Source organism: Nocardioides yefusunii, assembly GCF_004014875.1.
GTDB lineage: Bacteria > Actinomycetota > Actinomycetes > Propionibacteriales > Nocardioidaceae > Nocardioides > Nocardioides yefusunii.
On sequence record NZ_CP034929.1, the window covers coordinates 2,548,589 to 2,568,305 of the forward strand.

The following is a 19,717-nucleotide window of genomic DNA, read 5'->3' on the forward strand; positions in this document are numbered from 1 at the left end:
CGACGCCGAAGGCCCGCCGCCCCATGGGGGTGGCGGGCCTTTCAGGTCGAGCGGGCTGACCTCGATCAGCTCAGGGTCAGGGTTCGGACGTGGGCCTTGCCGGTGCCGACCTTGGTGACGGTCAGGCGGAAGGTGTCCTTGCCGGACGTGTTCTTCAGGTACTTCGTCACCTCGACGTCACCGCCGCGGTCGGCACGGTGGGTCTTCTTGTGCACGATCTTGCCGTCGTGACGCAGGACGACGCGCCACTTGCTGCCGGGCTTGGCGTCGTCGATGTCGACGTCGACCTCGAACTTGTTGCGCTCCCTCTCGACGCTGAAGTCAACCTCGGAGTTGCCGATCCAGAACTCGGTGCTGCGCTCGGGTCCGTCTGCCTGGGCCGGAGCCGCGGAGAGCGCCATCACGGAGCCTGCCAGCAGGGTGGAGGCGGCCACGGAAGCGACGACGGTGCGAGTGCGGTTCATTGCGTTCTCCTCGGGAAGGGCCCGGCCGGTGCCGGGCTGATGAGTCCATCCTGTCCAGACAGGGTGAGGCACCCGTGAGCGAGTGATGAGGGATCTCTCACGTCTGCGCTGCGATTGCGCGGTTCCAGCACATTCCCCTCGCAGCACTTCGTACGGTGGCCCTTCCCCCGACACCAGGAGAAGCACGTGAAGAAGCTGTCCCTCACCGTGGCCGCCATGGCCGTGGCAGCCACCGCCCTGACCGGCTGTATGAAGGAGACCTCCACCCTCACGGTCTCGAAGTCCAAGAAGGTCACCGGCGACGTTCGCTACCTGATCGACAACGACTTCGTCGACATGATGAAGGCGTTCGACGAGGAGATCCCGGGCGCTCAGGACATGTCGCGCAAGAAGTACCTCACCGCCATGATGGAACTCGACGCCGACACTCCCAACGACCTTCCCAAGGGCACCGGCTTCAAGATCGTGTCGGGCAAGAACTACTCCGGCTGGGCGTTCACCTTCGACAAGGCGTCGTTCAAGGCCGTCAACCGCTTCGGCAAGGAGCTCGGTGAGAGCCCCAAGAAGCCGCTGGTCAAGATCGCGCTCAACAAGAAGAAGCAGGTCGTCCTCAAGTACCGCCTCATCGGTCTCGACGACGCCGGCGAGTTGGGTGCCGAGGGCGTCTCTGGCGACCTCCCGAAGAGCATGCAGCCCCGCTACAAGGTCCAGGCGACCTTCGGCGGCAAGATCGTCAGCACCAACGGTAAGGTCAAGAAGAAGAAGACCGTCACCTGGTCGGGCGTGCGCCCCGACAGCAGCAAGGTCCTCAAGGTGACCGCCAAGCTCAAGTGAGTGCGTGGCGCCGCTGGCTCGGCGCAGAGCGGTCGCACCTACGCTGGACGGGTCACCTGCATCGTGCAGGTGACCCGTTCGTCGTCTCTCAGGAGTAGTCATGAAGATCGCAGTCCTCGGCGCCACCGGCGGTGTCGGCACCCATCTCGTCCAGATGGCTCTCGACGAGGGCCACGACGTGACGGTCCTGGCCCGCACGCCTGCGAAGGTGGAGCGCGCGGCCGACGTCACGATCGTCCAGGGCGACGCCCTCGACGCCGAGCGTGTCCGTGACACCGTCCGCGGCGCCGACGTCGTCATCTCCGCTCTGGGCAGCACCCGCGGCCCTGAGCAGGACACCTCGCTGCGACGCATGGCCGGCGTGCTGGCCACGGCTCTGGCGGACGACGAGGCCCCGCAGCGGGTTCTGTGGTGCGCCTCCGAGGGCGTCAACGGCGAGATCCCCGGCGTCTTCGGGAAGTTCGCCATGAAGATGCTCGCGAAGCCGCTCGCTGATCACGCCGCAGCGATCGAGACGCTGCAGGCAACCGGCGTGGGACTCACCGTGGCGCGCCCGCGAGCGCTCAACACGAAGCCCCTGAACCTCGACTACACCGAGGTCTTCGCTGGCCCCGCGCAGGGCGGATACTCGATCCCCCGCGCCAGCGTCGCTCACTTCCTGCTCAAGGCTGCCCAGGACGACGCCTACGTCAACACCAGCGTCGCGCTGGCCGTCGCCAAGTGATCCGTTCCTAACGCAGTGAAGCGGTGAGTGTGTTTGTCGACAAACACACTCACCGCTCCTGCGTCCAGGGACGCCGAAATGACCGGAGGCCCCCACCCGAAGGTGGGGGCCTCAACGGCGAATAATTGTCCGGCGGCGTCCTACTCTCCCACGACCTCTCGATCGCAGTACCATCGGCGCTGAAAGGCTTAACTTCCGGGTTCGGGATGGGACCGGGTGTTTCCCTTTCGCTATGACCGCCGTAACCCTTCAACCACACCCACAAAAAAAGGGGCGGGTAGTCTGTGTTACGAAGACAAGCATATCAACTTGTATCGTGCATTCCAAAAACAACGCTTGTTGTCTGGGAACTGAACAGTGGACGCGTGGCAATAACTCTTGTTGGTCGAGTTGATTTGTACGGTGTTGGGACAAGCCCTCGGCCTATTAGTACCGGTCGGCTAGGCATTACTGCTGTACACCTCCGGCCTATCAACCCAGTGTTCTGCTGGGGGCCTTAACCACTCAAGGTGGTGGGAAACCTCATCTTGAAACATGCTTCCCGCTTAGATGCATTCAGCGGTTATCACTTCCGAACGTAGCCAACCAGCCGTGCTCCTGGCGGAACAACTGGCACACCAGAGGTTCGTCCACCCCGGTCCTCTCGTACTAGGGGCAGCCTTTCTCAAGTTTCCAACGCGCGCGGCGGATAGGGACCGAACTGTCTCACGACGTTCTAAACCCAGCTCGCGTGCCGCTTTAATGGGCGAACAGCCCAACCCTTGGGACCTACTCCAGCCCCAGGATGCGACGAGCCGACATCGAGGTGCCAAACCATCCCGTCGATATGGACTCTTGGGGAAGATCAGCCTGTTATCCCCGGGGTACCTTTTATCCGTTGAGCGACGCCGCTTCCACATGCTGGCGCCGGATCACTAGTTCCGACTTTCGTCCCTGCTCGACATGTCTGTCTCACAGTCAAGCTCCCTTGTGCACTTACACTCGCCACCTGATTACCAACCAGGCTGAGGGAACCTTTGAGCGCCTCCGTTACATTTTAGGAGGCAACCGCCCCAGTTAAACTACCCATCAGGCACTGTCCCTGATCCGGATTACGGACCTAGGTTAGACATCTAGTACGACCAGAGTGGTATTTCAACGTCGACTCCACAAACACTGGCGTGAATGCTTCACAGTCTCCCACCTATCCTACACAAGCCGAACCAAACACCAATACCAAACTATAGTAAAGGTCCCGGGGTCTTTCCGTCCTGCCGCGCGTAACGAGCATCTTTACTCGTAGTGCAATTTCGCCGAGTCCATGGTTGAGACAGCGCCCAAGTCGTTACTCCATTCGTGCAGGTCGGAACTTACCCGACAAGGAATTTCGCTACCTTAGGATGGTTATAGTTACCACCGCCGTTTACTGGGGCTTAAGTTCTCAGCTTCGACTTGCGTCTAACCGGTCCCCTTAACCTTCCAGCACCGGGCAGGAGTCAGTCCGTATACATCGTCTTACAACTTCGCACGGACCTGTGTTTTTAGTAAACAGTCGCTTGGGCCTGGTCTCTGCGGCCATCACCGCTTCACACCGCACGGGTGCTAACGGATCCGGCCCCCCTTCTCCCGAAGTTACGGGGGCATTTTGCCGAGTTCCTTAACCATGGTTCACTCGATCGCCTTAGTATTCTCTACTTGATCACCTGAGTCGGTTTGGGGTACGGGCGGCTCGTATCTCGCTAGAGGTTTTTCTCGACAGCATAGGATCACCCACTTCACCAAACGGCTCCCCATCAGGTCTCAGGCCTATGTGTGGCGGATTTGCCTACCACACGCCCTACACCCTTGGCCGCGGACTACCATCGCCGCGGTTGGACTACCTTCCTGCGTCACCCCATCGCTTGACTACTACTGAATCGGGTCCCGTGCTCCACACACACGCCTCCACCCCGAAGGGTTTTGGTCACGGTGCTTCGGACGGTTAGCATCAACAGCCTCATCATGGGCGATACTTCGCCGGTACGGGAATATCAACCCGTTGTCCATCGACTACGCCTGTCGGCCTCGCCTTAGGTCCCGACTTACCCAGGGCAGATTAGCTTGACCCTGGAACCCTTGATCATTCGGCGGAAATGTTTCTCGCATTTCATTCGCTACTCATGCCTGCATTCTCACTCGTGTGGCCTCCACAACTGGATCACTCCGCTGCTTCACTGCCCACACGACGCTCCCCTACCCATCCAGACGCCTGGACCACGAAGGCCTAGCTTAATATCTGAATGCCATAGCTTCGGCGGATGACTTGAGCCCCGCTACATTGTCGGCGCGGAATCACTTGACCAGTGAGCTATTACGCACTCTTTCAAGGGTGGCTGCTTCCAAGCCAACCTCCTGGTTGTCAATGCGACTCCACATCCTTTTCCACTTAGTCACCGCTTAGGGGCCTTAGCTGATGGTCTGGGCTGTTTCCCTCTCGACTACGGAGCTTATCCCCCGCAGTCTCACTGCCGCGCTCTCACTTACCGGCATTCGGAGTTTGGTTAACGTCAGTAACCCGCTAGGGCCCATCGGCTATCCAGTGCTCTACCTCCGGCAAGAAACACACGACGCTGCACCTAAATGCATTTCGGGGAGAACCAGCTATCACGAAGTTTGATTGGCCTTTCACCCCTATCCACAGGTCATCCCCTCAGTTTTCAACCTAAGTGGGTTCGGTCCTCCACGCGGTCTTACCCGCGCTTCAACCTGCCCATGGATAGATCACTTCGCTTCGGGTCTAGAGCGTGCAACTCAATCGCCCTATTCGGACTCGCTTTCGCTACGGCTACCCCACACGGGTTAACCTTGCTACACACCGCTAACTCGCAGGCTCATTCTTCAAAAGGCACGCCGTCACCCTTTAACAGGCTCCGACGGATTGTAGGCACATGGTTTCAGGTACTATTTCACTCCCCGCCAGGGGTACTTTTCACCTTTCCCTCACGGTACTTGTCCGCTATCGGTCACCAAGGAGTATTTAGGCTTAACGGGTGGTCCCGCCAGATTCACACGGAATTTCAGGGGTTCCGTGTTACTTGGGGTGACACTCCAGAGATGCTGACTTACACGTACGGGGCTATCACCCTCTACGGCCAGGCTTTCCAACCTGCTTCGGCTTCATCAACATTTTCTTACTCTGTACCAGCACGGCAGTACTGATCGAGTGGCCCCACAACCCCACACCTGCAACCCCTGCCGGGTATCACACAGATGCGGTTTGGCCTCATCCGATTTCGCTCGCCACTACTCTCGGAATCACTTTTGTTTTCTCTTCCTGAGGGTACTGAGATGTTTCACTTCCCCTCGTTCCCTCCACTCACCCTATGTGTTCAGGTGAGGGTAACTGGACATGACTCCAGCTGGGTTTCCCCATTCGGACACCCCCGGATCACAGTTCGTTTACCAACTCCCCGGGGCTTATCGCAGGTTACTACGTCCTTCATCGGCTCTTGGTGCCAAGGCATCCACCATGTGCCCTTAGTAGCTTGTTCCAACATCGTCAAAACAACTCGAACTACAAAGACCATACAATTCTGCTTATTGCACATACACACTCAATAAATTGAGTATGTGATGCTCGCGTCCACTATTCAGATCTCAAACAACAAACCCACCAACCCATCCAGCCAACCGCAAGCAGTTGTCCTTCAGCGAAAGAGGCCAGAGCAAACCAGTCACACCCCACAGGGTGTGGCCTGATCCCTCAGGACCCAACAGTGTGTCTCGACCCTCCCCCTACCAACAACACATCCACTTTCCACGCTCAAAGAGCAGTACTAAGAACAAGCTGCCAGCCAGGTTCAAGTCATTCATCGACGATTCCACTAGTGAGACACCACCATGCGCAACCAAACATTCGTTGGTTGTCGGGGTGTGTGCTCCTTAGAAAGGAGGTGATCCAGCCGCACCTTCCGGTACGGCTACCTTGTTACGACTTCGTCCCAATCGCCAGCCCCACCTTCGACGGCTCCCTCCACAAGGGTTGGGCCACCGGCTTCGGGTGTTGCCGACTTTCGTGACGTGACGGGCGGTGTGTACAAGGCCCGGGAACGTATTCACCGCAGCGTTGCTGATCTGCGATTACTAGCGACTCCGACTTCATGGGGTCGAGTTGCAGACCCCAATCCGAACTGAGACCGGCTTTTTGGGATTCGCTCCCCCTCACGGGATCGCAGCCCTTTGTACCGGCCATTGTAGCATGCGTGAAGCCCTGGACATAAGGGGCATGATGACTTGACGTCATCCCCACCTTCCTCCGAGTTGACCCCGGCAGTCTCCTATGAGTCCCCACCATTACGTGCTGGCAACATAGAACGAGGGTTGCGCTCGTTGCGGGACTTAACCCAACATCTCACGACACGAGCTGACGACAGCCATGCACCACCTGTATACCGACCAAAAAGGGGCACCTATCTCTAGGTGTTTCCGGCATATGTCAAACCCAGGTAAGGTTCTTCGCGTTGCATCGAATTAATCCGCATGCTCCGCCGCTTGTGCGGGCCCCCGTCAATTCCTTTGAGTTTTAGCCTTGCGGCCGTACTCCCCAGGCGGGGCGCTTAATGCGTTAGCTGCGGCACGGAATCCATGGAATAGACCCCACACCTAGCGCCCAACGTTTACGGTGTGGACTACCAGGGTATCTAATCCTGTTCGCTCCCCACACTTTCGCTCCTCAGCGTCAGGTAATGCCCAGAGAACCGCCTTCGCCACCGGTGTTCCTCCTGATATCTGCGCATTTCACCGCTACACCAGGAATTCCGTTCTCCCCTGCATACCTCTAGTCTGCCCGTATCGGAAGCAGGCCAGGTGTTAAGCACCTGGTTTTCACTCCCGACGTGACAAACCGCCTACGAGCCCTTTACGCCCAATAATTCCGGACAACGCTCGCACCCTACGTATTACCGCGGCTGCTGGCACGTAGTTGGCCGGTGCTTCTTCTGTAGGTACCGTCACTTTCGCTTCGTCCCTACTGAAAGAGGTTTACAACCCGAAGGCAGTCATCCCTCACGCGGCGTTGCTGGATCAGGCTTTCGCCCATTGTCCAATATTCCCCACTGCTGCCTCCCGTAGGAGTCTGGGCCGTGTCTCAGTCCCAGTGTGGCCGATCACCCTCTCAGGCCGGCTACCCGTCGAAGCCTTGGTGAGCCATTACCTCACCAACAAGCTGATAGGCCGCGAGCACATCCTTCACCGCCGGAACTTTCCAACCACCTCCATGCAGAGGCAGTTCATATTCGGTATTAGACACCGTTTCCGGTGCTTATCCCGAAGTGAAGGGCAGATTACTCACGTGTTACTCACCCGTTCGCCGCTCGTGTACCCCGAAGGGCCTTACCGCTCGACTTGCATGTGTTAAGCACGCCGCCAGCGTTCGTCCTGAGCCAGGATCAAACTCTCCATTGAAATTTCAAAGAAAAGCCAATTCCCGACAGAACAAACCCCGACAATGTTGTTGTCAGAATTTATTGTCAAAAGAAATCCGTTAACTGTTCTTCCGAAGAAGACCAGTCGACGGGGCATATCAAACTAATTCGTCGACTATGACACACTGTTGAGTTCTCAAGGATCAAGCACATCCAGATCCCGCACCCACTCTTTCGAGCGGCTACTTCGTTCTGGAGCAACCCGACTAAACTTAGTCGGTGTGAATCTCTCAGTCAAACCGAGCGATTCAGGCGATTTCCGAGAAACCTAAGTTTCTCTTTGATCAAGTGGCCGCCTGGCAACAAGACCCGGTCAAGCAACCCTTCTGGGCTGTGTCCGTGTCCCTTGCGGCGACAGGTGAAACCTTAGCACCACGACCTCGGAACCAGCCAAATCGAGGCGCATCCACAGGCAAACGCACCACAAAACCGCAGGTCAGCGGCTCCGTGCCGGCGTCCTGACGCTCCGCCTGAGCGTGAACGACGCCCCTCCCCACCCCTCCAGCACGGCACTGGGCCCGCTCCCCCACGGGGAACGGGCCCAGACCAGGCGCTGTGCAGGACCTCGGCGGTCAGCCACGCTCGAGCATCGCTTCGCCGAGAACCGTCAGGACGTCGTTGGGCTCCTCGGCCAGGTAGGCCGATCCCCCCGTGGCCGCGCTGATCTCGGTGAGGGCCGCCATGTCGGCGTCCTTGGTGAGACCGATGCTGATCACGCGAATGTCGCGGTTGCGGTCGCGCAGCTCAGTCAACTGCTTGGTGAGCTGCTTGAGGCTGATCGAGTTCTCGTCCTCGTTCTTGCCGTCGGTCAGGATCACCACGACGTTGTAGTAGGAACGGTCGAACTCCTCGAGCGCCTTCTTGTACGCCGCCAGCGTCGTGTCGTAGAGACCGGTCGACCCGCCGATGTAGTTCTGGAGCCGATTCGCCTCGTCGTTGAGGAACTCGCGGTGCGTCATGCCGTTGGTGTTCTCGCTGAGGCGCTTCATCTCAGCAATTTCCTTGTAGTCCTTGCCCGGACCGTCCTTGTCGGTCGAGAAGACCCACAGGCCGATGCGCGAGGGCTCACCGAACTTGTCCAGGGCCATCAGCGCGACGTCCTTGGCGAGCTCGATGCGCGCCTCGTTGCCCCACTGTCGGTTCATGGAACCGGAGACGTCGAAGACGGACAGCAGACTCGTGGGAACGATCAGGATGGAGAACTTGCTGATCAACAGGTTGAAGGCCTCCGAGGGGACGTCGCCGAGGTCGCCCTTGGCCTCGAAGCCGGGGCCGGCCAGCGCGGCGCCGTCGGGTGCTCGCAGGTGGGCGGCCGCGAGGGCATCCGCGCCAGCGGGCGACGCGAACCAGCCGGTCAGCTGCTCCGCCACGAGGTCGGTCTGTGGCGCACCACCGTTGGCCTTGACCAACGGGAAGGTGAGCGCGGGCGCGCCGGTGTCCGGCGTCCGGTCGATCAGACCGCTGGCGGCCCCCAGGGTCACGTACTCCTGCTCGGTGATCGGCGCCAGCTGACCACTCTGCTCCTTCAGGCGCTCGTGCGCCGGCAACGAGAGATCGGCGATGTTGGCCATCTCCTCGCCGTAGGCACGCGCGGCGTCCGTCACGACGTAGGTCGCGTCGTCGGCCTTGGTCTTCGTCAGGTCGCGCTCCATGGTGGGCGCCATCAGGGTCAGAGCGGTCGCGCCGTCGGTGTTGGGGTCGCCGTAGACGACCTCCTGCTCACCCAGCGCCTCGAACCAGGAGGAGTGCTGCACGGAACGTTCGCCACCGACGAGACCCACCGGCGTGAACGCCAACGAGGGGTTGAGCGTGGTGGTGTTGATGTTGAGGGACGTCAGGCGGTCGACGCGCGCCGGAGTGTCCGCGACCCAGAGGTCAGGACGCCCACCGTTGAAGAAGGACTCCTCGACCTCGTTCGGCGACTCCACACGCATCTGCGCGGGGAAGCACTCGTCGCGTCCCAGCTCCTGGATGGCTCGCTCCATCGGAGCCTCCAACGCGGCGCTGACGCTCACGACGACCTTGCGCGCGCCGTCACAGTTGCCTGCACTGCCTGCGGAGTCTGGCTTGAACAGCATCCAGCCCAGGCCTCCCACCCCCGCGACCAGTGCGAGCACCAGCGCTATCGAAGCCAAGCCCTTGCGGCTGGCCTCTGTGTGGCGTCCGGTGTTTGCCATGCCACGTCCCCCTCGTAACAGAACAATGCAGCGCTTGTAACACTGCAGATACGTTGAGCGAGGATACGGCCGAGGTTCTTCCATCCGGGAGTGATTGCTGAAATCTTTCAGGCAGACTAGTGGGCGTGTCTGCGCGTGTCATCGTCCTCTCCGGACCCTCAGGTTCCGGAAAATCCCGTCTCTCGGAGCGACTGGGGATCCCCGTCCTCCGCCTCGACGACTTCTACCGCGGTGTCGGCGCCCCTGACCTGCCGATGATCACCACCGGCGCCAACGCCGGCATGGTCGACTGGGACGACCCTCGCAGCTGGGACCACGAGTACGCCCTGCGCTCGCTGATCGAACTGTGCACCGAGGGCGTCACCGAGGTCCCGAACTACTCGATCCCGGTCTCCAGCAGGATCGGCACCCGCACCCTCACCACCGGTGGCGCGACCCACTTCGTCGCCGAGGGCATCTTCGCCCCCGAGATCGTCGCCGACTGCGAGCGCCTCGGGATCCTGGAAGCCGCCTACTGCATCACCCAGCACCCGCTGGTGACCTTCTGGCGACGTCTCCAGCGCGACCTGCGCGAACGACGCAAGGCACCGATGGTCCTGCTCCGACGCGGATGGGCCCTCAAGAAGGCGCAGCGCGGATTCGTCGCGGCAGCCGTCGCGAAGGGCTGCGTGGCCGCCACGCCCGAGCAGGCCTGGCAGGAACTCTCACCGCGGCTGGCCAACGCCTCGAAGCCGACGGCCTGAGTCGTGGAAGCCGGGGGGCTCCTCGACGCAGGACACGTCCAACCCGACTCCTTCACCTGCGGCGCGCAGAGCGTGGTGATGGCCCGAGCGGTGCACGACGACGACATGGCCCGCGCGCTCCTGACCCGTCACCGTGAGGAGCCGTCCCATCTGGGGCAGCTCGTCCTCGCCACCCACCGTGAACTCGTGGCCGCCGGCACCGGGACCGGAGCCCCCTGGCCCCGTCGGCTCGGCACACCACCGTGGGCCGTCGCCCGGGCACTGACCGCGTCCTCGGGAACGCTGCACTCCGTCCGCCTCGTCGGATGGTGGAACGTCGCCACCCGCTACGAACAGATCCGTGCCGCGCTCCGGGCAGGCATGCCCGTGCCTCTCTTCGTGGGCAGCACCACGATGCCGCGCCACGTCGTGCTCGCTGTGCCCCGACCGGACGGCTCCGGCAGCCCGCACACCGTGGACGTCCACGACCCAGCCACCGGACGGCTCAGCTCCTTCGACGCCGCGTCATGGTGCACCCGGCGCCTGCAGAACGGACGATGGCCGGTGCCGTGGTTCGTCGTCCTGCCTCAGCAGACCCCCACAGCACCGGCCGTCACCGGAGCGTCGCTCGATCAGGCGTCGACGTCGACGTCAGCGTCGGCGTCCACCTCGACGTCCAGAGACTCGTAGCCCGGGACGATGACCTCCTCGATCAGTTCGACGCGGGTGTCGTAGTCGACGAACGCCGAACGCATCGCGTTCACGGTGAACCACGCCAGGACCTCGAGGTCGTAGCCGAAGGTCTCCACCAGCGCCGTCATCTCGTCGGTCATGGAGGTGTTGCTCATGAGGCGGTTGTCGGTGTTGAGGGTGACCCGGAAACCGAGACGCGTCAACAGGTCGATCTGGTGCTCAGCCAGCGACGGCGCCGCAGCAGTCTGCACGTTGGAGGCCGGAGCAACCTCGAGCGGGATCCGCTTGTCGCGGACGTAGGAGGCCAGACGGCCCAGGGTCGCGGTCCCGTCGTCGTGGACGGTGATGTCGTCGACGATCCGGACACCGTGACCGAGACGGTCTGCACCACAGGTGTGCAGAGCCTGGGCGATCGACGGCAGGCCGTGCGCCTCACCGGCGTGGATCGTGAACCGGACGTTGTTCTCGCGCAGCAGGTCGAAGGCCTCGCGGTGCAGTGCCGGCGGGAAACCGTCCTCGGCGCCGGCGATGTCGAAGCCGACGACGCCGCGGTCGCGCCACGCGATGGTGAGCTCCGCGATCTCCAGGGCGCGGTCGGCGTGACGCATCGCGGTGAGGAGCTGGCCCACCAGGACGGTGCCCTCGGCTGCCTCCATGCCCTCCTCGAGACCTTCCTGGACGGCGGCGACCGTCTCGTCGAGGGTCAGGCCCGCACGCAGGTGCTGCTCGGGGGCCCAGCGCACCTCGGCGTAGACGACGCCGTCGGCGACGAGGTCCTCGACGTACTCCCGGGCGACGCGACGCAGCGCGTCAGCGGTCTGCATGACTCCGACGGTGTGCTCGAAGGTCTCCAGGTAGCGAACCAGTGAACCGGAGTCGGCCTGCTCACGGAACCACTCCCCCAGCGCGGCGGCGTCGGTGGTGGGGAGCTCGTGGCCGACAGCGGCAGCCAGTTCGACCACGGTGGCCGGACGCAGGCCACCGTCGAGGTGGTCGTGCAGGACGACCTTGGGGGCGCGGCGGATCTGCTCGCGGGTGAGCGTGACGTTCTGGGTCATGCGGGGGCTCCTTGCTCGGATGCGCCGACGTCCCGGCGAGGGTGTGCTCGGGGCACCGCCGGGACGTCGGATGGATCGGGGAAGTGGTCAGCTGATACGGCCGCGGACCAGCGGGGTCGGGGTGAATCCGGCGCCGTCACCGACGGCCCAACCGCCCTCGAGAGCGGCGAGTGCACGCTCGAAGCGCCACTCGTCGTCGGTGAGGAGGGTGAAGAGTGGCTGTCCGGCGGCGACAAGGTCACCGGGACGGGCGTGCCACACGACGCCGGCACCGGCCTGGACGGCCTCACCCTGCTTGGAGCGGCCGGCGCCGAGGCGCCAGGCAGCCAGACCGACCGACATCGCGTCGAGGCGGGTCAGGGTGCCGGAGGTCTCGGCGGTGACGACGTGCGACTCCTTGGCCACGGCCATCGGCGCGTCCGGGTCACCCTTCTGACGCGTGATCATCTTGCGCCACACGTCCATCGCGGAGCCGTCACGCAGCTTCTCGGCCGGGTCGACGTCGGTGACGCCGGCCGCGGCGAGCATCTCGCGGGCCAACTCGAGGGTGAGTTCGACGACGTCGGCGGGACCCCCACCGGCCAGCACCTCGAGGGACTCGGTCACCTCGATCGCGTTGCCGGCGGTGAATCCGAGCGGGGTGTCCATGCCAGTGAGGAGCGCGACGGTGGTGACGCCGGCGTCCTTGCCGAGCGCGACCATCGTCTCGGCCAACTCGCGTGCCTTGTCGATGTCCTTCATGAAGGCGCCGGAGCCGACCTTGACGTCGAGCACCAGCGAGCCGGTGCCTTCGGCGATCTTCTTGCTCATGATCGAGGAGGCGATCAGCGGGATCGCCTCGACGGTGCCGGTGACGTCGCGCAGGGCGTAGAGCTTCTTGTCGGCAGGCGCGAGGCCCGAGCCGGCGGCGCAGACGACGGCGCCGAAGTCGTCGAGCTGGTCGAACATCTCCTGGTTGCTCAGGAACGCCTCCCAGCCCGGGATCGACTCGAGCTTGTCGAGAGTGCCGCCGGTGTGCCCCAGGCCGCGGCCCGAGAGCTGCGGGACCGCGAGACCGCACGCCGCGACGAGCGGGGTCAGGGGCAGGGTGATCTTGTCGCCGACGCCACCGGTGGAGTGCTTGTCCGTGGTGGGGCGGGAGAGAGCGGAGAAGTCCATCCGCTCGCCCGAGGCGATCATCGCCTGGGTCCAGCGGGCGATCTCGCGGCGGTCCATGCCGTTGAGGAGGATGGCCATCGCCAGGGCGGACATCTGCTCGTGGGCGACCTCGCCGCGGGTGTAGGCGTCGATGACCCAGTCGATCTGGGAGTCACTCAGGGTTCCGCCGTCGCGCTTGGCGATGATCACTTCGATGGCGTCGTGCTGCGTCATGTTCTCCACCCTAGGGGCCTGTAGCAGAAATCTGACAGTTGCGATTCCGGGCGTCACACAACGGGACGTGCCGGACACCGCGAACGGTCGGCGAGCGAGGTCAGTGGCCCAGTTCTTCGGGGCCGAACGCCTGCGGCAGCAGCACCTCGAGAGCGACCACGCCGAGGGGGGTGAGCACCTGGAGCGCAGCGCCGCCGAACTCCCACAAGAGCTGTCGGCAGCGACCGCACGGGGTGATGAGTGCGCCTTCACCGTTGACGCAGACGAAGTGGGTCAGGCGACCTCCGCCGGTGGCGAGCAACTGGGAGACGAGTCCGCACTCCGCGCACAGCGTCACGCCCAGCCCGGCGTTCTCGACGTTGCAGCCCGAGACGGTGCGGCCGTCGTCAGCGCGTCCGGCAGCTCCCACCCGGTACTGCGAGTACGGGGCGTAGGCCCTCGCTGCGACGCGGTCGGCCTCGGCGAGGAGTTCCTGCCAGGGGGTCCCGAGCGTGCTGCGGAGATCTTGGGGGCCGGTGTCGGGCGAGGGGCTGGCGGGGTGCTGGGCGAGGCCGTCGGCCGAGTGCGCCACGAGGGGAATCCGTCCTGTTGGTTGCGTGGTGAACCAGCATGCGCCCTCTGCGGCCACTTTGTTTGGTTCAATTCATAACTATTCGGTGTCAATCGGGCTGCCCTGTGTCACGATCGCGCGTCGCTCACTTAATCTGAGTTGCCGCACGGTCCGCGGCGCTCTCGATCCCCCATTGGAGGAAATTGTGAAGATCATGCAGAAGGTCGCCATGGCTGGCGTCCTCGCCCTCAGCGCCTCGGTCCTGGCCGCGTGCGGTGAGGCCCCGGAGAAGGACGGCGAGTCCAAGGCCTCCGACTTCAAGCCCTGCATGGTGTCCGACGAAGGCGGCTTCGACGACAAGTCGTTCAACGAGATCAGCCACGAGGGTCTGCTGAACGCAGCCAAGGCGATCGGCGCCAAGGAAACCTCCGTCGAGTCGAACTCCTCCAACGACTACGCCCCGAACCTCGCGAGCCTCGCGGCCAAGGGCTGCGACGTCGTCGCCGCTGTCGGTTTCGACCTTGCCGCCGCGACCACCGAGGCCGCCGCCGCGAACCCCGACATCCACTACATCCTCATCGACGAGGCCATCGAGGGCGAGAACACCAAGTCGCTCCGTTACGACACCGCGCAGGCCGCCTTCCTGGCCGGCTACGCCGCTGCCGACTACTCCAAGACCGGCAAGGTCGGCACCTACGGTGGCGCCAACTACCCGTCCGTCTCCGTCTTCATGGACGGTTTCGCCCAGGGCGTCGAGCACTACAACAAGGTCAAGAACAAGGACGTCAAGGTCATCGGCTGGGACCGCAAGAAGCAGGACGGTCTCTTCACCGGTTCCTTCTCCCCCGACGAGAAGGCCACCAACACCGCTCGTCAGGTCTTCGAGCAGGGCGCTGACGTCGTCCTCCCCGTCGGCGGCCCGATCTACCGTGGCGCCGTGACCGTCCTCTCCGAGGGCCAGTACAAGGGCGGCACCATCATCGGTGTCGACTCCGACCTCTTCAAGAAGGACTCCGAGGCCGCCCCGTACGTCCTCACCTCCATCCTGAAGTCCCTCGACCTCTCCACCGAGCAGGCCATCGTGGCTGCTTCCAAGGGCGAGTTCGACAACACCCCGTACATCGGCACCCTGGAGAACGAGGGCGTCGGCCTGGCCGAGTTCCACGACTTCGCCTCCAAGGTCAGCGACACCCTGACCGGCGAGCTGGACGAGATCAAGGCCCAGATCATCGACGGTTCCCTCAAGGTCACGTCGTACCTCGCTGACTCCAAGTGAGCCAGCAGAGCTGATCCCGTCGGCCGGGTGACCGGCCGCCGGAACCAGTGACGCATCGCGCGTCCCAGCACATCAACGAGGGGAGCGGCAACAGCCGCTCCCCTCGTTCCATGCCGATGCTCTGGCGTGCTTGGTAACGAACAAGTTATGCGTTTCACGCCGTGAGCATCTCCACCTAGGATCAATCGCATGCACCTGGCACTACGCGACGTGACCAAGCGCTTCGGGACGTTGGTCGCCAACGACCGGATCTCCCTCACCGTGGAGGAAGGCGAGATTCACTGCCTCCTCGGTGAGAACGGCGCCGGCAAGTCCACCCTCATGAACGTCCTCTACGGCCTGTACACCGCTGACGAGGGCGAGATCCTCGTTGACGGCGTCGTCCAGAACTTCTCCGGCCCCGGCGACGCGATCGCCGCCGGCATCGGGATGGTCCACCAGCACTTCATGCTGGTTCCGACCTTCACCGTCGCGGAGAACGTGGCGCTCGGCAACGAGCACACCACCGCTGGCCGACTCGACCTCGACGTCGCGCGCGCGAAGGTCCGCGAGATCTCGGCGAGGTTCGGCTTCCACGTCGATCCCGACGCGATCGTCGAGGACCTCTCCGTCGGTGTCCAGCAGCGCGTCGAGATCATCAAGGTCCTCGCCCGTGACGCCCAGGTCCTCGTCTTCGACGAACCGACCGCGGTGCTCACCCCGCAGGAGACCGATGAACTGATGGCCATCATGCGGGACCTCCGCAGCAACGGCACCGGCATCGTCTTCATCACCCACAAGCTCCGTGAGGTCCGCGCCGTCGCCGACCGGATCACGGTGATCCGTCGCGGCAAGGTCGTCGGCGAGGCCTCCCCCACCGCCGAGAGCGCCGAACTGGCCGCCCTCATGGTGGGTCGCCCGGTCGAGCTGACCGTGGCCAAGGACGCGCCGAAGCTGACCGACAACGCACTGGTCGTCACCGACCTGACCGTCGCCGACGACGACGGACTCGTCCACGTCGACGACATCAGCTTCACCGTCAACGGCGGCGAGATCCTCGGCGTCGCCGGTGTCCAGGGCAACGGCCAGACCGAGCTCGTCGAGGCGATCGTGGGCATGCAGTCCCACGTCACCGGATCGATCACGCTCGACGGCAAGGAGCTCGTCGGACGCACCGTGCGCCAGGCGCTCGACGCCGGCATCGGCCACATCCCCGAGGACCGTCAGAGCGACGGCCTCGTCGGGACGTTCTCGATCGCCGACAACCTCATGCTCAACCGCACCCACGGCAAGCCGTTCATCCGCCGTGGGTCCATCCAGCGAGCCTTCCTGCGCACCTTCGCGCAGAAGAAGCTGGAGGAGTACGACGTCCGCGCCCAGGGCATCGACACCCCCGCCGGCACCCTCTCGGGTGGTAACCAGCAGAAGGTCGTCGTCGCCCGTGAGCTCTCCCGCGACCTGCGCCTGCTGCTCGCGGCCCAGCCCACCCGCGGTGTCGACGTCGGCTCCATCGAGTTCATCCACCAGCAGGTCGTCGCAGCCCGCGACACCGGCATCCCCGTCGTCGTCGTCTCCGCGGAGCTCGACGAGATCGCGGCGCTCGCCGATCGGATCATGGTCCTCTACCGAGGCAAGGTCGTCGGCATCGTCCCCGCGGACACCCCCCGTGAAGTGCTCGGCCTGATGATGGCCGGCGAACGACCTGCAGGAGTTGGCGCATGACCGGCGCAGACCCCCAGAACCCCGGAGGCGCCGGCGACGGCACCCCCGAGGTTCCCCCCACTCCCGAGGTGGAGAACCCCACCGCCGGGACGACCCTCACCGAGGATCCCCCCGCCGACGACGCCGAGCGGGCCGAGTCGCGCTGGGCCGGTGCGCTGCGGGACGCCGTGTCCGGCAACGCCGCCACCGCCTTCTTCTCGGTGTTCCTGGCCGCCGTCATCGGATCGCTGCTGATCATCGCGACCGACTCCGACGTCCACGACACGCTCGGCTACGTCACCGCCCGCCCCGGTGACTTCTTCACCGCCGCCTGGGACGCCATCTCCGGTGCCTACTCGGCGCTGTGGCAGGGCGCTGTCTGGAACAGCAACGCCTCCGACTTCGCAGGCCGGATCAAGCCGCTCACCCAGACCCTGCAGTTCGCCGCACCGCTGGTGCTGGCCGGTCTCGGTGTCGGCCTCGCGTTCCGCGCCGGCATGTTCAACATCGGTGGCCGTGGCCAGATGCTGCTCGGTGGCGCCGCCGCCGCGTGGGTCGCGATCGAGTGGGACGTCGCCGCGCTCTTCGCGCCGATGGGCTCCTTCGTCGCCCACTCCATGCACCTGCTCGTCGCTCTCCTCGTCGCCGTCCTCGTCGGTGGACTCTGGGGCGCCCTCGCCGGCCTGCTGAAGGCCCGCACCGGCGCCCACGAGGTGATCGTGACGATCATGCTCAACTACGTCGCGCTGCAGCTGATCAGTTTCGCGCTGCACCGTCAGGGTCTGCTCCAGGCCGACGGCTCCAACCAGCCCAAGTCGGCCCCGACCCCGGAGACCGCGCAGCTGCCGCAGATCCTCGGTGACCGCTTCACGCTGCACGCCGGCATCCTGCTCGCGCTGGTCGCCGTCGCCGTCGTCTGGTGGCTGCTGAACCGCTCCGCCCTCGGCTACCGGTTCCGTGCTGTGGGTGAGAACCCTGCAGCCGCCCGTGCCGCCGGTATCGACGTCGGCAAGACCTACATCCTGGTGATGTTCCTGGCCGGCGCCCTGGTCGGTCTGGCCGGCGCCAACCAGTCGCTCGGCACCGTCACCTCGGGCGTCAACAGCGGCCTCGACTCCGGCATCGGCTTCGACGCCATCACGGTCGCGCTCCTGGGTCGCTCCAACCCGGTCGGCATCCTCTTCGCCGGTCTCCTCTTCGGTGCCTTCAAGTCCGGCGGCTTCACCATGCAGGCGCTCGAGGGAATCCCGGTCGACCTCGTCCTGGTCCTGCAGTCCCTGATCGTGCTGTTCCTGGCCGCCCCGCCGCTGGTGCGCGCCATCTTCCGTCTGCCCTCGAAGGAGGCCAAGTGAGCACCGCGACCCCGACCGGTTCTCCGGCGCCGGCTGCCTCCACCGTCGACGAGACCCCCAAGGTCCTCGACGTCGTCAGCCGCAAGGCCGCAGTGACGTTCAGCATCGTGATGCTGGTCCTCGCCACCGTCCTGACCTTCTCCTCGCAGGAGGGTGACACCACCTTCCGCTTCGCCTCCAACGACGACTTCTTCTCGATCCCCGACCTGGTCGTGCCTGCCATGACCACCGCGTGGGTCCTGCTGGTCATCGGCATCGTCCTCACCGCCGAGGCCTGGCGGCGCTACGCAGCACGCCAGGACGCTCCCGGCTGGCTGATCAGCCTGTTCGTCGTCGTCGCCCTGGTGCTGTTCCTGTGCTGGGCCGCTGCGGGTCAGACCTTGCCGATGGTCGGTCTGTTCTCCGGCACCGTGCTGCTGGCCGTGCCGCTCGTCTTCGGTGCCCTCGGTGGCGTCCTGGGTGAGCGCGTCGGCGTCGTCAACATCGCGATCGACGGTCAGCTCCTCGCCGGTGCGTTCGCCGGTGCCGTCCTCGGCTCGCTGGTCGGTTCGGCCTGGGCCGGCGTCGTCGGTGCCGCACTCGCCGGTGCCCTCGTCGGTCTGCTGCTCGGCATCTTCGCGATCAGCTACTACGTCGAGCAGGTCATCGTCGGTGTCGTGCTCAACGTCCTCATCATCGGTTTCACCAGCTTCATGTTCGGCCAGGTCCTCTCCGACAACCCCGAACTGCTCAACACCCCGCCGCGTCTCTCCCCCGTCGCGATCCCGGTGCTGAGCCAGATCCCGGTCATCGGTCCGGTCCTGTTCAAGCAGTCGCCGCTGGTCTACCTGCTCTACGTCGCGGTCGCCGTGGTGACCTTCGCCCTGTACCGCACCAAGTGGGGCCTGCGCGTGCGCGCCGTCGGCGAGCACCCCAAGGCCGCCGACACCGTCGGCATCAAGGTCGTCGCGACCCGCTACAAGACCGTCATCCTGGCCGGCGCGATCGCTGGCGCCGGTGGCGCGTTCTACTCGATGGTGGCCGTGCAGGGCTTCAACCGTGAGATGACCGGTGGTGCCGGCTACATCGCGCTCGCCGCCGTCATCTTCGGCAAGTGGCACCCGATCAAGGCCACCCTGGCCGCGCTGCTGTTCGGCTTCGCGTCGAACCTGCAGGGCACGCTCTCCGCGATCGGCGCTCCGGTGCCCAGCGAGTTCATGCTGATGGCTCCCTACGTCGTCACCATCCTCGCGGTCGCCGGCTTCGTCGGGCACTCCCGCGGCCCCGCCGCCGCAGGTGTGCCGTACAAGAAGTCCTGACGCATCCCGCACGTCCCAAGGGGCCCCTCGCTGCTGCGAGGGGCCCCTTCGTCGTGTGAGGCAGACGGCCAGCCGGT

13 protein-coding genes and 3 rRNA genes are annotated in these 19,717 nt (G+C 64.2%); 8 read left to right on the top strand and 8 right to left on the bottom strand.

All coding sequences use genetic code 11. The features are described from left to right. Positions 1-65: 65 nt before the first annotated feature. Positions 66-464: a hypothetical protein gene (locus EOV43_RS11620; RefSeq protein WP_128221427.1), complete on the bottom strand. Its 399-nt coding sequence runs from the start codon at positions 462-464 to the stop codon at positions 66-68. A 186-nt stretch (positions 465-650) separates the two neighbouring features. Between EOV43_RS11620 and EOV43_RS11625 the strand changes: the two genes are divergently transcribed. Further along, positions 651-1,298: an LppM family (lipo)protein gene (locus EOV43_RS11625; protein WP_128221428.1), complete on the top strand. Its 648-nt coding sequence runs from the start codon at positions 651-653 to the stop codon at positions 1,296-1,298. 100 nt (positions 1,299-1,398) lie between these two features. Then, positions 1,399-2,022: an NAD(P)-dependent oxidoreductase gene (locus EOV43_RS11630; protein WP_128221429.1), complete on the top strand. Its 624-nt coding sequence runs from the start codon at positions 1,399-1,401 to the stop codon at positions 2,020-2,022. A gap of 127 nt (positions 2,023-2,149) precedes the next feature. Here EOV43_RS11630 and rrf read toward each other — a convergent pair. The 4 genes from rrf to EOV43_RS11650 form a co-directional block, all read right to left on the bottom strand. Then, positions 2,150-2,266: ribosomal RNA gene (gene rrf / locus EOV43_RS11635) — 5S ribosomal RNA — on the bottom strand. Positions 2,267-2,428: 162 nt separating this feature from the next. Beyond that, a 23S ribosomal RNA gene (locus tag EOV43_RS11640) occupies positions 2,429-5,531 on the bottom strand. Positions 5,532-5,926: 395 nt separating this feature from the next. After that, positions 5,927-7,443: ribosomal RNA gene (locus EOV43_RS11645) — 16S ribosomal RNA — on the bottom strand. The 16S, 23S and 5S rRNA genes sit together here, the layout of an rRNA operon. Positions 7,444-8,035: 592 nt before the next feature. Next, positions 8,036-9,640, bottom strand: a complete 1,605-nt coding sequence (locus EOV43_RS11650; protein ID WP_164878677.1) for a VWA domain-containing protein — start codon at positions 9,638-9,640, stop codon at positions 8,036-8,038. Between the two features lie 125 nt (positions 9,641-9,765). On the opposite strand from EOV43_RS11650, the gene EOV43_RS11655 reads away from it, so the two are divergent. Together EOV43_RS11655 and EOV43_RS11660 are read left to right on the top strand one after the other, a co-directional pair. Further along, positions 9,766-10,383, top strand: coding sequence for an ATP-binding protein (locus tag EOV43_RS11655; protein WP_128221431.1), 618 nt, complete (start codon positions 9,766-9,768; stop codon positions 10,381-10,383). 3 nt (positions 10,384-10,386) lie between these two features. Beyond that, positions 10,387-11,052, top strand: a complete 666-nt coding sequence (locus tag EOV43_RS11660; protein ID WP_128221432.1) for a hypothetical protein — start codon at positions 10,387-10,389, stop codon at positions 11,050-11,052. Here EOV43_RS11660 and EOV43_RS11665 read toward each other — a convergent pair. The 3 genes from EOV43_RS11665 to EOV43_RS11675 all read right to left on the bottom strand — a co-directional run bounded on the left by EOV43_RS11665 (position 10,995) and on the right by EOV43_RS11675 (position 14,055). Next, the gene (locus EOV43_RS11665; protein ID WP_128221433.1) at positions 10,995-12,113 is read right to left on the bottom strand and encodes an adenosine deaminase; all 1,119 of its coding nucleotides are present in this window, start codon (positions 12,111-12,113) and stop codon (positions 10,995-10,997) included. The two genes, EOV43_RS11660 and EOV43_RS11665, sit on opposite strands and share 58 nt — an antisense overlap. Positions 12,114-12,200: 87 nt before the next feature. Beyond that, positions 12,201-13,484: a thymidine phosphorylase gene (locus EOV43_RS11670; protein ID WP_128221434.1), complete on the bottom strand. Its 1,284-nt coding sequence runs from the start codon at positions 13,482-13,484 to the stop codon at positions 12,201-12,203. Between the two features lie 100 nt (positions 13,485-13,584). Next, positions 13,585-14,055 carry a cytidine deaminase gene (locus EOV43_RS11675; protein WP_128221435.1) on the bottom strand — a complete coding sequence of 157 codons (471 nt, stop codon included), beginning with the start codon at positions 14,053-14,055 and terminating at the stop codon, positions 13,585-13,587. Positions 14,056-14,248: 193 nt separating this feature from the next. On the opposite strand from EOV43_RS11675, the gene EOV43_RS11680 reads away from it, so the two are divergent. The 4 genes from EOV43_RS11680 to EOV43_RS11695 all read left to right on the top strand — a co-directional run bounded on the left by EOV43_RS11680 (position 14,249) and on the right by EOV43_RS11695 (position 19,640). Further along, a complete protein-coding gene (locus EOV43_RS11680; RefSeq protein WP_128222301.1) occupies positions 14,249-15,310 on the top strand; it encodes a BMP family lipoprotein in 1,062 nt (353 codons plus the stop codon). Between the two features lie 189 nt (positions 15,311-15,499). Further along, positions 15,500-17,011, top strand: coding sequence for an ABC transporter ATP-binding protein (locus tag EOV43_RS11685; protein WP_128221436.1), 1,512 nt, complete (start codon positions 15,500-15,502; stop codon positions 17,009-17,011). Next, positions 17,008-18,342, top strand: coding sequence for an ABC transporter permease (locus tag EOV43_RS11690; RefSeq protein WP_128221437.1), 1,335 nt, complete (start codon positions 17,008-17,010; stop codon positions 18,340-18,342). The genes EOV43_RS11685 and EOV43_RS11690 overlap by 4 nt, the downstream gene beginning before the upstream one ends. Beyond that, the gene (locus EOV43_RS11695) at positions 18,339-19,640 is read left to right on the top strand and encodes an ABC transporter permease (protein WP_239022108.1); all 1,302 of its coding nucleotides are present in this window, start codon (positions 18,339-18,341) and stop codon (positions 19,638-19,640) included. Before EOV43_RS11690 ends, EOV43_RS11695 begins: the two co-directional genes overlap by 4 nt. The last annotated feature ends 77 nt before the right edge of the window (positions 19,641-19,717 follow it).

Excerpts from the sequence above, each read along its gene's own strand:
- EOV43_RS11620 (WP_128221427.1), bottom strand. The coding sequence starts at position 464 with ATGAACCGCACTCGCACCGTCGTCGCTTCCGTGGCCGCCTCCACCCTG.
- EOV43_RS11630 (WP_128221429.1), top strand. The coding sequence starts at position 1,399 with ATGAAGATCGCAGTCCTCGGCGCCACCGGCGGTGTCGGCACCCATCTC.
- EOV43_RS11650 (WP_164878677.1), bottom strand. The coding sequence starts at position 9,640 with ATGGCAAACACCGGACGCCACACAGAGGCCAGCCGCAAGGGCTTGGCT.
- EOV43_RS11665 (WP_128221433.1), bottom strand. The coding sequence starts at position 12,113 with ATGACCCAGAACGTCACGCTCACCCGCGAGCAGATCCGCCGCGCCCCC.
- EOV43_RS11670 (WP_128221434.1), bottom strand. The coding sequence starts at position 13,484 with ATGACGCAGCACGACGCCATCGAAGTGATCATCGCCAAGCGCGACGGC.
- EOV43_RS11680 (WP_128222301.1), top strand. The coding sequence starts at position 14,249 with ATGCAGAAGGTCGCCATGGCTGGCGTCCTCGCCCTCAGCGCCTCGGTC.
- EOV43_RS11685 (WP_128221436.1), top strand. The coding sequence starts at position 15,500 with ATGCACCTGGCACTACGCGACGTGACCAAGCGCTTCGGGACGTTGGTC.
- EOV43_RS11690 (WP_128221437.1), top strand. The coding sequence starts at position 17,008 with ATGACCGGCGCAGACCCCCAGAACCCCGGAGGCGCCGGCGACGGCACC.